Annotated in this window: 15 protein-coding genes; 6 read left to right on the forward strand and 9 right to left on the reverse strand. The window is 33.5% G+C overall.

Features of this window, described 5'->3' with window-relative positions; translation table 11 throughout:
• The first annotated feature begins 44 nt into the window (after window positions 1-44).
• Together MY04_RS05765 and MY04_RS05770 are read left to right on the forward strand one after the other, a co-directional pair.
• Window positions 45-1,433: an outer membrane protein transport protein gene (locus MY04_RS05765; RefSeq protein ID WP_066207556.1), complete on the forward strand. Its 1,389-nt coding sequence runs from the start codon at window positions 45-47 to the stop codon at window positions 1,431-1,433.
• Between the two features lie 11 nt (window positions 1,434-1,444).
• Window positions 1,445-4,330, forward strand: coding sequence for a WD40/YVTN/BNR-like repeat-containing protein (locus MY04_RS05770; RefSeq protein WP_066207558.1), 2,886 nt, complete (start codon window positions 1,445-1,447; stop codon window positions 4,328-4,330).
• 26 nt (window positions 4,331-4,356) lie between these two features.
• Here MY04_RS05770 and MY04_RS05775 read toward each other — a convergent pair whose 3' ends face one another.
• From MY04_RS05775 to mdh, 6 genes are all read right to left on the reverse strand, one after another.
• Window positions 4,357-4,728: a DUF983 domain-containing protein gene (locus MY04_RS05775; protein ID WP_066207560.1), complete on the reverse strand. Its 372-nt coding sequence runs from the start codon at window positions 4,726-4,728 to the stop codon at window positions 4,357-4,359.
• Window positions 4,728-5,438 (reverse strand): cell division ATP-binding protein FtsE, encoded by a 711-nt coding sequence (locus MY04_RS05780; protein WP_066207563.1) that lies wholly within the window; start codon window positions 5,436-5,438, stop codon window positions 4,728-4,730. The genes MY04_RS05775 and MY04_RS05780 overlap by 1 nt, the downstream gene beginning before the upstream one ends.
• Window positions 5,439-5,443: 5 nt before the next feature.
• Entirely contained in the window at window positions 5,444-5,647 is a 204-nt protein-coding gene (locus tag MY04_RS05785) for a fructose-6-phosphate aldolase (RefSeq protein WP_066207565.1), read from the reverse strand.
• A gap of 104 nt (window positions 5,648-5,751) precedes the next feature.
• Entirely contained in the window at window positions 5,752-6,408 is a 657-nt protein-coding gene (fsa, locus tag MY04_RS05790; RefSeq protein WP_066207567.1) for a fructose-6-phosphate aldolase, read from the reverse strand.
• A gap of 129 nt (window positions 6,409-6,537) precedes the next feature.
• Complete coding sequence (hemG, locus tag MY04_RS05795) at window positions 6,538-7,860, reverse strand: protoporphyrinogen oxidase (RefSeq protein ID WP_066207568.1); 1,323 nt, start codon at window positions 7,858-7,860, stop codon at window positions 6,538-6,540.
• A gap of 213 nt (window positions 7,861-8,073) precedes the next feature.
• A complete protein-coding gene (mdh, locus tag MY04_RS05800) occupies window positions 8,074-9,006 on the reverse strand; it encodes a malate dehydrogenase (protein ID WP_066207569.1) in 933 nt (310 codons plus the stop codon).
• 190 nt (window positions 9,007-9,196) lie between these two features.
• Here mdh and MY04_RS05805 point away from each other — a divergent pair, with 190 nt between their 5' ends.
• Window positions 9,197-10,480, forward strand: coding sequence for a UDP-N-acetylmuramoyl-tripeptide--D-alanyl-D-alanine ligase (locus MY04_RS05805; RefSeq protein ID WP_066207574.1), 1,284 nt, complete (start codon window positions 9,197-9,199; stop codon window positions 10,478-10,480).
• A 69-nt stretch (window positions 10,481-10,549) separates the two neighbouring features.
• Here MY04_RS05805 and ffh read toward each other — a convergent pair whose 3' ends face one another.
• Entirely contained in the window at window positions 10,550-11,926 is a 1,377-nt protein-coding gene (gene ffh, locus MY04_RS05810; protein WP_066207577.1) for a signal recognition particle protein, read from the reverse strand.
• A gap of 93 nt (window positions 11,927-12,019) precedes the next feature.
• The gene (locus MY04_RS05815; RefSeq protein ID WP_158297582.1) at window positions 12,020-12,505 is read right to left on the reverse strand and encodes a hypothetical protein; all 486 of its coding nucleotides are present in this window, start codon (window positions 12,503-12,505) and stop codon (window positions 12,020-12,022) included.
• Between the two features lie 109 nt (window positions 12,506-12,614).
• On the opposite strand from MY04_RS05815, the gene MY04_RS05820 reads away from it, so the two are divergent.
• From MY04_RS05820 to MY04_RS05830, 3 genes are all read left to right on the forward strand, one after another.
• Window positions 12,615-12,884, forward strand: a complete 270-nt coding sequence (locus MY04_RS05820; protein ID WP_066207579.1) for a hypothetical protein — start codon at window positions 12,615-12,617, stop codon at window positions 12,882-12,884.
• Window positions 12,885-13,017: 133 nt separating this feature from the next.
• Window positions 13,018-14,235: a bifunctional 3,4-dihydroxy-2-butanone-4-phosphate synthase/GTP cyclohydrolase II gene (locus tag MY04_RS05825; RefSeq protein ID WP_066207581.1), complete on the forward strand. Its 1,218-nt coding sequence runs from the start codon at window positions 13,018-13,020 to the stop codon at window positions 14,233-14,235.
• 35 nt (window positions 14,236-14,270) lie between these two features.
• A complete protein-coding gene (locus tag MY04_RS05830; protein WP_066207583.1) occupies window positions 14,271-14,699 on the forward strand; it encodes a redoxin domain-containing protein in 429 nt (142 codons plus the stop codon).
• On the opposite strand, the gene MY04_RS05835 is transcribed toward MY04_RS05830, so the two are convergent.
• Window positions 14,692-15,441 carry a phenylalanine 4-monooxygenase gene (locus MY04_RS05835; RefSeq protein ID WP_066207585.1) on the reverse strand — a complete coding sequence of 250 codons (750 nt, stop codon included), beginning with the start codon at window positions 15,439-15,441 and terminating at the stop codon, window positions 14,692-14,694. The genes MY04_RS05830 and MY04_RS05835 overlap by 8 nt on opposite strands.
• Between the last annotated feature and the right edge of the window lie 20 nt (window positions 15,442-15,461).

A 15,461-nucleotide genomic window follows, 5' to 3' on the forward strand; every position in this document is an offset into this window, starting at 1 on the left:
TCAGAAATGATGGCTTTTTTTAACTAAAAAACTACATTGTCTTTATGAGACAGCAATTATTTACTCTACTCCTATTTATTACTCCATTTCTTAGTTACTCTCAAGGAAATTTTTATTGGCAACAGCAACAGGGTGCGAATGGCAACCTTTTAGGAGGATCTTTAGCATCGGGTGTAAATGATAATAGTGCTATTTTCTACAATCCTGGTGCTTTAGCTTTTACAGAAACCCCCAATGTATCTTTTACTTCAGACTTGATAGGTTATACTATAGTAGATATAGCCAACGGTGCGGGTGAAGGTGTTCATATTAAAATGAATACAATGGACACCAAACCTCAAATGGTGGCCGGTACAGCTTTTAAATATGACAAGAGAAATTTCAAAGTCACTTATGCCATTATTAATCTATTGAATAATCGTGCTGAGTATACTTCTTCAAATACAGCATTTATACCTGAAACTGGAGAAATATACGAGGGTTACTTTAATTATAAAACTGTACTTCGGAATGATCGTTTTGCCGTAGGAACTACATTTCGATTAAATGAAAAGTTAGGCGTTGGTATCACAAGTTTTGTTGATATAAAGAATGCACAGATCACTAACAATATCAATCAAACTTGGGGTGTAAACAACGAGGTAACTAACTATCATGTTGATTATAAAAATGTGCGATTTAATCAAGTTTCTATTTTATGGAAATTAGGTGTTGCATGGTTAGTTAATGAAAATCTTAACCTTGGTTTTAATTTTGAAACACAAGATATTAGATTACCATTTTTATCAAATTCTAGTTTGATAAGAACATTAGAAACTAAAAATGACCAAGGCGAAGTTCACAAAACAATTTCTTCACAAGAAAAGATTTTTAGTAAGTACAAACATCCTTTTACAGCTGATATTAATATTGGTTATCACACAAGAAATTCTGAAATCTCGTTGAGAGTTGGTTATTTTGGACCTATCAATAAATATGGAATTTTCGAAATGAAAGCTGAACAATCCATGTTTAGACCTCAAGATGAAAGCTTTGGTCAATATTATGCAGCCAATAAACAGTTAGTGAATCTTGCCTTCGGATTTAAAAACAAACTTTTTGAAAAGATAAATTTGTTATCAGGTTTTAGAACAGATTTCAATAACCTAGACCAAAATAAGATCAACCCAACTTCCGAAAATCTGTTATCTTACGATTATTGGGATCTTTATCATATATCTTCCGGCATTGAGTGGTTTGGCCCAAGGTTTAATGTGATTGCCGGAATTGTAGCTGATATGGGTTTTTCAAAAGGAGACCCTCAATTGGTCAATTTAACTGCTCGTCCATATCAAGAAATCGGAGACATTAATTATAATACAAAAGCAACCTATCTCCAATTCAATTTAGTATTTGGTATAACCTACCACTTCAAAGATAGAACACAACTATAATAAACATATTAATGAAAAATTTCTTTCTAATTTCAATTATTACTTTACTTCCATTCTATTCATTTTCCCAAAAGAAGGTCGATAGAAATGAAGCTTTTGCTCAGTATCAAAACAGTAAAGACAAATCCTTTTTCAAGAACGTACCATTTAGGAATGTAGGCCCAACAGTAATGAGTGGCCGTGTTACTGATATTGATGCAAACCCTAACAATCCAAATGAATTTTATAGTGCCTTTGCCTCAGGTGGTCTATGGTATACAAATTCGAATGGAGTGAAATTCACACCATTGTTTCAAGACGAAGCATCCATGACTATTGGTGATATTGCGGTTAATTGGGAAAACAACTCGATTTACATTGGAACTGGTGAAAACAACTCATCAAGATCGAGTTATGCAGGTAATGGTTTATACAAATCGAATGACAAAGGGCAAACTTGGAATCATATAGGTTTAGAAAATACACAACATATTGGACGAATCGTTCTTCATCCTAAAAATGACAATACACTTTGGGTCGCATCAATTGGTAATTTATATTCTAAAGATGATCATCGTGGAGTCTATAAATCAACTGATGGAGGTGCTACTTGGAGTAAAACCTTATTTGTCTCTGATAGTACTGGTGTAATTGATCTTATCATTGACCCTAAAAACCCTGATATTTTATATGCATCAGCTTGGGAAAGACATAGAAATGCATGGAATTTCAAAGCATCAGGTAAAGAATCTGGAATTTATAAATCTGTTGATGGTGGTGAAACCTGGAAGAGATTAACTGTCGGTAATACAGGTTTTCCTGACAGTGAAGGGGTTGGACGTATTGGCTTAGGAATATCATCACAAAATTCTGAGAAACTATATGCCTTTTTAGACAATCAAGATGCTAAGGAGGATGTTGAAAAGAAAGAAATTGCTCTTCATTTCAACCAATTAAATGAAATGAGCAATGATGCTTTTTTAAAGTTATCTGATGATGATATCAATGAATATCTTGATCATTATAATTTCCCTAAACAGTATAATGCTGAATCCATAAAATCTGATATCAAGAATGAAAAATATTCTCCTAAAGCTTTAGTAGATTATCTAGGTGACGCTGAAGAAGATTTATTCAATACAGAAGTAAAAGGTGCTGAAGTATATGTTTCTGAAGATGGGGGTCAATCATGGAAGAAAACACACGATAATTATTTGGACCGTGTGGTGTATACCTTCGGCTATTATTTTGGAAATATTAGAGTAGATCCAAAAGACGATAATAGAATTTATATTTTGGGTGTTCCTTTCTTAGGTTCTACAGATGGAGGAAAAACTTGGAAAGATTTAGGTGATGATAATGTACATGTGGATCATCATGCACTTTGGATTAACCCTAACAATACCGATCATATTATTCTTGGTAATGATGGTGGTGTGAACATATCATTTGATGGAGGACAGAATTATTATAAGTGTAATAGCTTCCCTGTTGGACAGTTCTACTCAATAAATTACGATATGGCTGAACCATATAATATTTATGGAGGCCTGCAAGATAATGGTGTTTGGGTTGGTTCTTCTAAAACTGAAATTAGTAGAGGTTGGCAATACAATGGTAAATATCCATTCCAATCAGTAATGGGTGGTGATGGTATGCAAATTGGTGTAGACGAGAGAGATAATAATATTATCTACACAGGTTATCAATTTGGGAATTATTACAAGATCAATCAGAAATCTGGTAAAATGTCCTACATCACTCCCAAACATACTTTAAGCGAAAAACCCTTACGATGGAACTGGCAGTCTCCTATCGTCGTTTCTAAGCACAATTACGACGTGATTTACTTTGGCTCTAATCGTTTGCATCGCTCTTTAAACCAAGGAGAAAGTTTTGAAGCTGTTTCTAATGATTTAACGAATGGTGGAATTCAAGGAAATGTTCCTTTTGGTACATTGACTACAATTTCTGAATCCCCTATTCAATTCGGCCTTATTTACACAGGTTCTGATGACGGGATAGTAAGCATCTCTGAAAATGTTGGTGCTTCTTGGAAAGATATATCTAAAGGTTTACCTGAAAATTTATGGGTAAGTAGAGTCATTGCTTCAAAATATGATGTGAATACCATTTATGTATCATTAAATGGCTACAGAAATGATGATTTCAATAGCTATTTATATGTTTCTACAAATAAAGGTGATTCTTGGAGTAAGCTTGGTGATTTACCTGCTGAATCAATTAATGTCATCAAAGAGGATCCTAACAACAAAGAAGTACTTTATGTTGGAACGGATCACGGCCTTTACATATCATTTGATACAGGAAAAAGTTTTATGGTACTTGGAAATTTACCAAGAGTGGCCATTCACGATCTAGCTATTCACCCTAGAGATAATGAAATCATTGTTGGTACTCATGGTCGAAGTATTTATGTTGGCAAATTAGACAACATCCAAAATCTCTCATCAAAAGATTTTGAGAAGGCAATTATTACTTATCCTCTTAAGGAAGAAACTTTAAACAAAAAATGGGGTCAGATTGAAGGTTATTTTGAATGGGGTGTTCCAATCGAATCAACTATTGACATTCCTGTTTTTGTTTCATCAAATGGGGAAATGAAGATGGAAGTTCTCTTAAAAGATAAAGTGATTTTCACTCAGACATTCACTGTTGATAAGGGAATTAACTATATCAACTATAATTTTGAAGTAGGAAAAGAAAATAAAGAGGTTTATCAGAAACAGTATAAAAAGAAATATCAATTAGCTGAAAAGCAAAATGGGAAGTACTACCTCGATGAAGGTGAATATACCATTCGCTTTACAATAAATGATGCATCAAAATCTGAGAAACTAAAAATAAAGGCTCCTGAAAATAATGGAGGAAGAGTAAAGAAAAAGAAAATCCCATAAAGAAAATAAGGTTGCTTCGGCAACCTTTATTTTTTTCCTTGATATTTTATCCCTCCTACGAGATGTAAATAAATGGATCTTGACATTCTAAATATCAACGGCATAAAAACAATCATAGGTCCAATTGCTGCTGCTAATAAAATACTTACATCATTGATATCAAGTAGTACTGTAAATACAAACATTACACCTAAAATGATGGCTGTATTAATAGCGTAACTTACATACATTGCTCCATAATAAAAGCCCGTTTCAGGAACGAGATTAGCATTACAATTGGGACATCTCTTATGTACTTTATGGAATGATGTCGAGTAGGCGGCATTTGTAAAAATGCTTTTTTCTCGACAAGAAGGACAACGATTATTTAAAACGGCTAGTATAGAAGAAAAATTCATTAGGCTTGATTTAGGTCTAATTTCTGTTGTACCTGTTTTTTTGAAATATCTTTGATCGATCCTTTTTCAAAAACGATTGAACGTTCAGGATTTAATCTTAAAAATGAATGTTGATGTGTTGCCATGATCACACAAGTACCGTCTGTATTGATTTCTTTAAATAATTGAAGAATTGACCTGGATACTTTCGGATCTAAGTTTCCTGTAGGTTCATCTGCAATAAGTACCTTTGGATTGTTGATCAAAGCTCTAGCAATGGCTACTCTTTGTTGCTCACCACCTGATAATTGGTGGGGCATCTTTTGTCTGGATATTTTTGACAAATGTACTTTCTCAAGTACTTCATCAATTTTCTGATTTATCTGAGCTGCTGATTTCCAGCCTGTCGCTTTCATCACAAACTCAAGATTATCTTCTACCGATCTATCCGTAAGTAATTCAAAATCTTGAAAGATTACCCCTAATGATCTTCTTAAGAAAGGAACCTCTTTGTCTTTAATTTCATCCACTTGAAACCCATTTACCTTAATTATTCCATCAGTAGGTTTTTGATCTGCATACAATAGTCTTAATAAAGATGATTTACCACTTCCTGTAGGTCCTAATAAGTATACGAACTCTCCCGAAGCGATATCAATACTGATATCTTTTAATACTACGGCTCCATCAAAACTGAGCTTTACATCTCTTAAACTAACTACTGAATTCATTAAGATTAAATTTCTAATTTCTGAATTTTACCAAACTCAAGATGATCAATTACTTTTTTAAGTGCTTCTTCTTTACCTTCAAGACCATATTTTTCTAATTTTGAAAGAGGTCTATCCGCTCTAAAATAAGCAATCAACACAAAGTTTTCGTCTCTTAGTTGGATATAATTAGGGATTTTTGCTTTACCCTTTACTTTGATAATATACATAGTAATTGATGATTACCCTTAATTTTTTTCTGAAATACTGAAAATAAAAGAGCATATAAGAAAGAGGTTGTCTCATCTGTTTACGAAACAACCTCTATTAATTTTTATTCTTCCATTTTTTTAGCATCAGCTACAAATTGAGCCAAACCTTTATCAGTTAAAGGGTGATTCAATAGTGCTTTGATTGCTGTCAAAGGACAAGTGGCAACGTCTGCACCAATAGCAGCACACTGCATAATATGCATTGGGTGACGTACAGAAGCAGCTAGTACTTGAGTACCGAAACCGTAGTTTTCATAAATTGTTACGATATCTTCTACTAATTGCATACCGTCTGTAGAAACATCATCTAATCTACCAATAAATGGAGATACATAAGTTGCTCCAGCTTTCGCAGCTAATAAAGCTTGACCTGCTGAGAAAATAAGCGTACAGTTTGTATCAATACCTTTGCTAGAAAAATATTTAATAGCTTTTACTCCATCCTCGATCATAGGTACTTTAACAACAATCTTAGGATCAATTGCTGCCAACTCCTCACCTTCTTTGATCATCTCCTCATAGGTTGTCGACAATACTTCTGCACTTACGTTAGCATCAACAATGTCACAAATTGCTTTATAGTGAGCATGAACAGCTTCCTTTCCCTTCACTCCAACTTTAGCCATCAAAGACGGATTAGTTGTTACACCGTCCAATACGCCCATAGCGTATGCTTCCTTGATTTCGTCTAAATTAGCTGTGTCAATAAAAAATTTCATATCGTTTATGTTTAGATTCTATAAGTTAAATATCTGATAAGTATTACTCATCGCAAAAATAGAATTAAAAATATTATGTATATCATTCAAAGATAAAATTCATCATTTTTGAATGAAAAAATATATCAACTAGATGTTTTCTGATAAAGCTATTGCCTGATCAATACATTCTGGCACAGCAATACCTCCTTTCCAATTGGTTGTGAAATGAAGTCCATCTATTTCGTTTTTATTCATTTCTTCCCATAATTCTACTATATCATAAGAATACTGAGGAATTGCCTTTTCCCATTTAAATACTTTCTGATAAATAGGTTGACCTTCAATATTGAGTGTTGAATTCAGCTCATGTGCTACTCCTTCTTTTAACTCATCTTCTGACAAGTTTGTTTTTTCAGGATTTTGCATCCCTCCAACAAAAGAAGTGATCATAGCTTCTCCTTGTGGTGTTCTATTTGGAAATATACATGAAGTCCAAATCGAACCAGCAGTAAATGTTTTTTCTAATCGTGGATTTAATCCTCCAAAACCAATTGGAGCATTTTTCACTGCATCTTTACTATAAACACTGTGAACGACACACATTGGTGGAGCTACAATATTTTCGATCTTATTCGCCACAGTTGGTAACAATCCTTTCAAGAAAGAACTACTTGAATAAATATCTGATGCAATGACTACATGATCGAATTGTAAAGTTTCTGATTCACCTTCTATAGTAAAATACTGCTCCTCTTTCAGTATATTTTTTACAGTAAATGAGGATTTAATATTCACCTGAACAGCCAACTTTTTGATAAAAGAGAAATTACCTTCCTTAAAACTGTAAGCGGTTCTTCTTTCAGTTGGCACACCATTTTCTTTGTTCTCTTTTCTTTTCTTTATCATCCCTTTGATAATCGAACCATGTTTATGTTCTGCTTCATAGAGTGATGGAAAAGAGGCTTTAATGGCTAATTTCTTAGGATCTCCGGCATAAATACCAGAAACAAATGGATCCAACGCATAGTCACATATTTCTTTGTTGAACCTTCTTAGAAAGAAATCATATACTGTCTCTTTATCCGATGCTGCTTGATTTTTTCTGAAATATTCAGTGATTATCTTCCATTTAGTTTTACCAGAAAAAAACTTGTTAGAGAAGAAATTTTGAGGTCCTGATGGAAGTACATGATACTTACCATTTTTAAGTATGAATCTATCTTTATTTACAGCTTCAGCTTCGATTAATTCATCTAAAAAACCGACTTCTTCTATAAACTTTAAATGTTTAGATGTAAAGAGTAGAGAGTTGGGTCCATTTTCATAAATTCTCCCATCTTTTTGTTCAGTGGAAATACATCCTCCTGCTACATTATTTTTTTCCAAAACAGTACAGTCGTACCCTTTTTTCTGTAAATAAAAAGCAGCTGTTAAGCCAGAAATGCCTCCACCAACAATTCCAATTTTCATATATAATTATGTAAAGATCACTGATTCAAATACTTCTCTAATAAAAGATAAAAATATCCATCATAGAGAATAAACTATTATTCCTTTTAAAGACATCAAATTTACTTATTTCAATTAAAAAGTAACTGATTATTATAAATTTTTAATTGGAGAGCAAAAAAAAGAAGCCACTCAAAATTGAGTGGCTTCCAATATTGAAATGTATATTATTTCCTATGCTTCAACTTCAAGCAAACCATTTGTTTTAGAAACACCCTCAGCAGATGTTACTAATTTTGCTTTTTCGTCTTCTGAAAGGTCGATTTCAACGATTTTCTCGATACCGTTTTTACCAATCAATACTGGTACACCGATACAAAGATCGTTCAAACCATATTCGCCTTCAAGAAGTGCTGAACAAGGGAACATTTTCTTAGAATCCAAAGCGATTGCTTTAACTAATTCAGAAACTGCAGCACCTGGAGCATACCAAGCTGAAGTACCTAATAATTTAGTCAATGTAGCACCGCCTACTTTAGTAGCTTCTACGATCCCTGCTTTTTGCTCTTCTGACAAGAACTCAGATACAGGAACAGAGTTACGAGTTGCTTTTTCGATCAATGGAACCATTCCTACGTCAGAGTGACCACCGATTACCATACCTGATACGTCAGATTGAGGACAATCTAAAGCTTCAGCCAAACGGTACTTGAAACGTGCACTATCTAAAGCACCACCCATACCGATGATTCTGTTCTTAGGAAGACCTGTTGCTTTTGCAGCTAAGTAAGTCATTGTATCCATTGGGTTAGAAACCACAATGATGATTACTTCTGGAGAATGCTTGATTAAATTCTCAGCTACAGTTTTTACGATGTTTGCGTTAGTTGTAATCAACTCTTCACGAGTCATACCTGGCTTACGAGGAATACCAGAAGTGATTACTGCTACGTCTGAACCTGCAGTTGCAGCATAGTCGTTTGTAACACCAGTGATAGTTGAATCAAAACCGTTTAAAGAAGCCGTTTGCATCAAGTCCATTGCTTTTCCTTCAGCGAAACCTTCTTTGATATCAACTAATACGATTTCGTCAGCGAAATCTTTGATAGCGATATACTCTGCGCAGCTTGCACCTACTGCACCCGCACCTACTACTGTTACTTTCATGTGATTTATTTTTTGCTAGTTTGTAAAACTTGTGTTATAAAAAATTTACAATACAAAAATGCATTAATTATTTAATATAAATGAATGATAAGAGAATTTGTTTAAAATGATTTTTGTCAGTTTTTAATTTTTACCAAAATTGCATTACTTGATAAAACCATATTTCTTTGTAAAAAACACTGATTACCGGATGAAGATTCAAGATTTATATAAACTTTTTTTAACAGCTAACGGAGTCACTACAGACTCTAGACAAATAAAAGAAAACGCCCTATTTTTTGCCTTAAAGGGAGGAAATTTTGATGGTAATAAATACGCCAAAGGGGCCTTAGAAAAAGGAGCTTCCTATGCCATAGTTGATGATGAAAATGTAGTTTGTTCAGATCAATTTATCTTAGTAGATGATGTACTTTCTACATTACAAGAATTAGCTAAATATCATAGACAACAATTTGATATTCCGGTCATTGCTATTACAGGTTCTAATGGTAAAACAACGACCAAAGAAATCTTATTAAAAGTGTGTGAAACTACTTTTAAAACACATGCTACAAAAGGAAATTTCAACAATCATATTGGTGTTCCACTTACCCTATTAGACATGCCTCTTGGAACAGAAGTAGCTTTAATTGAAATGGGTGACAACCATGTAGGAGAAGTAGCTGAATTGGTAAAGATAGCCTTACCAAACCAAGGTTTTGTCACTAATATCGGAAAAGACCATATCGAAGGCTTTGGTAGTTTTGAACAGAATGTTAGAGCCAAAAGTGAAATTTTCGATTACCTCATCAAAAACGAAGGTATTATATATATCAATTCTCAAGACGATCTTTTGATGAATATGTCAAAGAGAATGCAAAAACCTGTTTTTTATGGAGGCGAATATGATTTCTCTAACTTGGAATTTGTTGAAGTTAATCCTTTCATTGTTTATAAGGATCGTCAGGAAAAAAGAGTTGAAACCAATTTATTTGGTGCATATAACTTTGAAAATATTCAGACAGCATTTTGTGTTGGAAAATTTTTAGGTATATCAGCTGAAAAAATGCATCAAGCAATTTCTTCCTATATTCCTTCAAATAATCGATCTGAAATTGTCAAAACAACATCAAACACATTAATTTTAGATGCTTATAATGCCAATCCTTCATCGGTTGAAGTGGCTTTAGAAAATCTTAAATTAATCGAATCAGATAAGAAGAAATACATCATTCTTGGCGATATGTTCGAATTGGGTGACATATCATCTCAAGAGCATAAGAATATCATTGACAAAGCATTATTCTTAGATTTTGCAGCTTGTATTTTTATTGGAAAACGTTTTGGAGAACATGCTTCTGACAAAGCATTATTCTTTGATGATAAAGAAAAAGCAATTCAGTATCTAGGCGAGCATAAAGTTACTGAAGGCATCATTCTAATTAAGGGTTCTAGATCTATGGGATTAGAAGTTATAAAAGATAGTTTCGAATAAAATACCACAAAAAAAAAGGGTCAACATCAAATAACTTGATATTGACCCTTAATATATTTTCAATAGAAATTATCTTCTTTTCTTTCCTCCTCCTAAACGAGAACGAAGTGAACCTTTCTTTTGTCCTTTGGCTTTTTTACCCATACCAGGTATACCAGACATTTTGTTCACTTTCTTCATCATCTTACGCATCTCCTCGAATTGCTTGATTAGGTTGTTCACTTGCTGAACTGAAGTCCCTGAACCATTTGCCAAACGTTTCTTACGTGATTGATCCAATACATCTGGATTTAATCTTTCGTAAGGAGTCATAGAGTTGATGATTGCTTCAACAGGTTTAAATGCGTTAGAATCAATTTCTTGATCTTTCACCATTTTATTTAAACCAGGAACCATTCCGATCAAATCTTTCAAATCACCCATCTTTTTGATGTGTTGGATTTGAGACAATAAGTCGTTGAAATCGAATTGGTTTTTACGAAGCTTTTTGTTCAAACGTTTTGCTTCATCCTCGTCGAAAGCTTGTTGTGCTCTTTCAACTAGGGAGATAACGTCACCCATACCCAAGATTCTTTGGGCCATACGATCAGGGTGGAACTCATCTAAAGTATTCTCTAATTTCTCACCAGTTGAGATGAACTTAATAGGCTTCTCTACTACTCTTCTAATTGAAAGAGCAGCACCACCACGTGTATCACCATCTAACTTTGTAAGAACAACACCATCAAAATCAAGACGGTCGTTGAATGCTTTTGCTGTATTAACGGCATCCTGACCAGTCATAGAATCTACAACAAATAGAGTTTCTGAAGGATTGACTGCATTCTTAACAGCTTCAATCTCTTTCATCATCTCCTCGTCTACTGCCAAACGACCAGCTGTATCGACAACTACGATAGATTTACCATTTGTCTTCGCATGTTTAATGGCATTTTGAGCAATTTCTACTGGGTTTTTGTTTTCTCTTTCTGTATAAACATCCACACCAATTTGCTCACCAAGTGTTTCTAGCTGATCAATCGCGGCAGGACGGTAAACGTCGGCTGCTACTAGAAGTACTTGTTGACCTTGTTTCTTTAAACGAGCACCTAACTTACCAGTAAATGTAGTTTTACCTGAACCCTGTAAACCAGAGATAAGTACAGTTGCTGGAGATCCCTGAGGTGAGAATGGTATCATTTCTCCACCCATCAACTCAGTTAATTTATCACTAACAATTTTAGTAAATAATTGACCTGGTTTTACGTCAATAAGAATATTCTGACCTAAGGCTTGCTCACGAATTTCATTAGTAATTTCTTTGGCTACCTTAAAGTTTACATCGGCTTCAAGTAGTGCACGACGGATTTCTTTTACCGTTGATGCAACGTTGATTTCACTAATTGACCCCTCACCTTTCAGATTCTTTATTGCACGGTCAATTCGGTTACTAAGATTATCAAACATATATTTTTATAAATATTGTATTTGCTTACAATTCTATTTTAGCAGGCAAAAATAAAGTTTCTATGTGGTTTTTACAATTTAATTTTGTCTAAACTACATTTTCCTTCTTGATTTTTTCCAATCGTTAAAAATAATATTTCCGATTGTCTCAGGATCTTTTTTTAGAATTAGATCCTGTTCTTCTTTAGTTAGTTCTTCTAGTAAATTCGTTTTAAGACTGTTAGAGGCAGATATTTTATAATTGACAAATTTTTCATCCAAGCATTCGAACCCTATTCCTTCTAAAAAATCTGAAATATCAGAATGGTTAATAAATCTATGTTCTGGTAATTTATGGTACTCATCTGAGTCATCTATGACCTCTGCTACTGCAAAAAGGTTCGAAAACTTATTCTTAAAAAGCAACATCAGTTGATGATCGTATTCTATGATGTGATAATTGAAGCTGTAACGATCAGAAAAATTAATTTCTGCTTTTACAGAGAAAAAGCTTTGTACAGTCTGCTTCCAAATTTCATTATCAATATATTCTTTTTGTACCTCTGAAAAACCTGTAATTCCCTTTATTAGTTGCATCATTTGAATTTTACTTTACATTCCTACAAACATACTATTATTAAAATATTAAGTAATTATGTTATGAACTATCATTAACCTTTTTACCTTTGCAGAAATTAGAAGAAATATCATGTTAAAGAGATTTATTGGTATTGGTGCTTTAATGGGAATGGGTATAGGTGATATCATTTATAAAAACTATGATGGTATTCCTAGAGATCCCCTAAACCATAAAACAACAATATTTATTACTTGTATGATTTGTATTTTTCTTGGAACACGTCTTTATGAATTTAGTAAAAACAAAGACGAAAAATGGTTACAAGCAAACATGATCATTTTATACATGTTAGGAGGATTGATAATTATTGGAAGTATTTTTATTACTTCATTAATTTAGAAGAAATTGGATATTTCTTATAAACATAGTTGAACATTACATAGTTTATACAAGTAGTTTCATCAATTTTTGATAACTTTGTTGAAACACATATATACTTAATTGGAATCCGAGTCCATACTCACTTATAACAATGTCAGAAAAATTTAAATTAAACTCTATCGAGGAAGGTATTGAAGCCATCAAAAATGGTGAAATTATTATCGTTGTTGACGACGAAGATAGAGAAAATGAAGGTGATTTTGTTTGTGCTGCAGAAAAAGTGACACCTGAAATTATCAACTTCATGTCTAAAGAAGGTCGTGGTTTAATTTGTGCACCTCTTATCGAGGACATGTGCGAAGACCTTGGTTTAGAACTGATGGTAGGTAAAAACACAGCTGCTTTCGAAACTCCATTTACGGTATCCATCGACCTTATCGGTCATGGTTGTACTACTGGTATTTCTGCAAGCGACCGTTCTAAAACAATTCAAGCTCTTGTTGACCCTAACATTGATCCTAGCGAATTAGGTAAACCTGGTCATATTTTCCCTCTCAAGGCAAAACGTGGTGGTGTACTTAGAAGAGCTGGTCATACAGAAGCAGCAATTGACTTAGCTCGTTTAGCTGGTTTACAACCTGCAGGTGTTTTGGTAGAGATCATCAATGATGATGGAACAATGGCTCGTCTTCCAGATTTGGTAGAAGTAGCAAAGAAATTTGATCTGAAATTAATCAGTATCGAAGATCTTATTCAATATAGATTAGATTTAGAAGACACTTTAGTTGAAGAAGAAATTGGTGTGGATATGCCTACTGAATTCGGACATTTCAACTTAAAGGCTTTTAGACAAACGAATACTGGCGAATTACACCTTGCCCTAATTAAAGGTGATATTAGCACAGGCGATCCAGTTTGGTTAAGAGTGCACTCTTCTTGTGTAACAGGAGATATTTTTGGTTCTTGTCGATGCGATTGTGGTCCTCAATTACACGCTGCAATGGAAATGATTGAAAAAGAAGGACGTGGAGTTATTCTTTACATGAATCAAGAAGGAAGAGGAATTGGTCTAATCAACAAACTAAAAGCCTATAAGCTTCAAGAAGAAGGTATGGACACTGTTGAAGCAAATAATGCTTTAGGTTTCAAATCTGATCAAAGAGATTATGGTGTTGGTGCTCAAATTTTAAGAAAATTGGGTATCACTAAAATGAAATTGATTTCTAACAATCCTAAGAAAAGAGCCGGACTAATCGGTTATGGTTTAGAGATTGTTGAAAATATTCCAATCGAGATTGCTCCAAACAAATACAATCAAAAGTATTTGGAAACGAAAAGAGACAAACTTGGTCACAATATTTTAAAATAATTAATTTTGGGGAACAGATTAGTTCCCCTTTTTTTATGCACTTTTTTGAAAATTTAGAACTCAGAAACGAGTCTGAAAAATTATATAAATTTAATCCACTTAAACATCAAAAGTTCTTTTTGGTGCTGATTAATGATGTTCAGACTTTGAGAGATCAGCAGCATTTAGATTTACTCAAGTCTAAATACCTAGATATTGATTCCGCTAGTTATGAAATATATGTGATTTGTTCTTTATCAGAAAATCAAATCAAACAGCAGCTTAAAAAAAGAGTGTACCCCTTTCCTATTCTTTCTGATCCATCCCGAAGAATCGCTAAATTTCTAAAAACAGAAATACCACAGCTTTCTTTAACACAAAGAACAACTGTGGCATTTGATCATGATTTTATAGAAGTTGTCAGGTGTGTTTTTATGTCAACTCCTCAAAAACATATAGATTTTATCTTTAGTCAAATTAGTTAACTATTAGTGATCCATCATTAATCTGAGAAAGTAATTGATCCAATTCATCTAGTGAATCTGTTAGGTCACTATAATTCTTGATTACCCAGTACTTCGTTTGGAATTTATCTTTGATGTAAGGTGTTTTTAGAATTTCTAAAACATTAAAGTCCGCTCTTTCGGGAACATCACTGAATAAACTATATTCTGATTCACCTTTAGATGATAAGATTCCTGCACCATAGATTCTAAGTCCATGTTCGGTTTGAATTAACCCAAATTCTACTGTATACCAGTATAATCTAGAAATCAATTCGATGATGTGCTCATTTTCGATGTATTTCAAAGCGATAACACTCATCTTCTCTAAATACTTACAAAAATCAGCATTCGTCAATAAAGGAACATGTCCAAAGATATCATGGAACATATCTGGCTCTTCTAGGTAATCTAGTTCACTCAATTTTCTGAACCATGAAGATGAAGGAAAACGTTTCGCTTTCAATAATTCAAAAAATTCTTTGTTTGGAATAAGACCTGTAACGGGTGTAATCCCCCATCCAGTTTCTTTACCTAGGATCTGATCAAGTTCTTTAAAATCTGGAATTTTATTCGCGGTAAACTGAATTGTTCTTACTCCATGCAAGAAATCATCCTCAGCTAAATTAGGTAGCATTTTCATTTGCCTCTCAAAAAGTGTTTTCCATACGGAGAGGTCATCCTGAGTATATTTATCATACTCTTGACTATTTACAAAATACATGTTTATATGTTGAATTGGTT

The sequence above is a fragment of the Flammeovirga sp. MY04 genome (assembly GCF_001682195.2).
GTDB classification, from domain to species: domain Bacteria; phylum Bacteroidota; class Bacteroidia; order Cytophagales; family Flammeovirgaceae; genus Flammeovirga; species Flammeovirga yaeyamensis.

What these genes read in the sequence shown, in the direction of transcription:
- MY04_RS05765 (WP_066207556.1), top strand. Translation starts at nt 45, where the DNA reads ATGAGACAGCAATTATTTACTCTACTCCTATTTATTACTCCATTTCTT.
- MY04_RS05785 (WP_066207565.1), bottom strand. Translation starts at nt 5,647, where the DNA reads ATGTATATTATCAAAGTAAAGGGTAAAGCAAAAATCCCTAATTATATC.
- MY04_RS05770 (WP_066207558.1), top strand. Translation starts at nt 1,445, where the DNA reads ATGAAAAATTTCTTTCTAATTTCAATTATTACTTTACTTCCATTCTAT.
- MY04_RS05830 (WP_066207583.1), top strand. Translation starts at nt 14,271, where the DNA reads ATGCACTTTTTTGAAAATTTAGAACTCAGAAACGAGTCTGAAAAATTA.
- MY04_RS05775 (WP_066207560.1), bottom strand. Translation starts at nt 4,728, where the DNA reads ATGAATTTTTCTTCTATACTAGCCGTTTTAAATAATCGTTGTCCTTCT.
- MY04_RS05835 (WP_066207585.1), bottom strand. Translation starts at nt 15,441, where the DNA reads ATGTATTTTGTAAATAGTCAAGAGTATGATAAATATACTCAGGATGAC.
- mdh (WP_066207569.1), bottom strand. Translation starts at nt 9,006, where the DNA reads ATGAAAGTAACAGTAGTAGGTGCGGGTGCAGTAGGTGCAAGCTGCGCA.
- MY04_RS05815 (WP_158297582.1), bottom strand. Translation starts at nt 12,505, where the DNA reads ATGATGCAACTAATAAAGGGAATTACAGGTTTTTCAGAGGTACAAAAA.
- MY04_RS05780 (WP_066207563.1), bottom strand. Translation starts at nt 5,438, where the DNA reads ATGAATTCAGTAGTTAGTTTAAGAGATGTAAAGCTCAGTTTTGATGGA.
- ffh (WP_066207577.1), bottom strand. Translation starts at nt 11,926, where the DNA reads ATGTTTGATAATCTTAGTAACCGAATTGACCGTGCAATAAAGAATCTG.
- MY04_RS05805 (WP_066207574.1), top strand. Translation starts at nt 9,197, where the DNA reads ATGAAGATTCAAGATTTATATAAACTTTTTTTAACAGCTAACGGAGTC.
- MY04_RS05820 (WP_066207579.1), top strand. Translation starts at nt 12,615, where the DNA reads ATGTTAAAGAGATTTATTGGTATTGGTGCTTTAATGGGAATGGGTATA.
- fsa (WP_066207567.1), bottom strand. Translation starts at nt 6,408, where the DNA reads ATGAAATTTTTTATTGACACAGCTAATTTAGACGAAATCAAGGAAGCA.
- MY04_RS05825 (WP_066207581.1), top strand. Translation starts at nt 13,018, where the DNA reads ATGTCAGAAAAATTTAAATTAAACTCTATCGAGGAAGGTATTGAAGCC.
- hemG (WP_066207568.1), bottom strand. Translation starts at nt 7,860, where the DNA reads ATGAAAATTGGAATTGTTGGTGGAGGCATTTCTGGCTTAACAGCTGCT.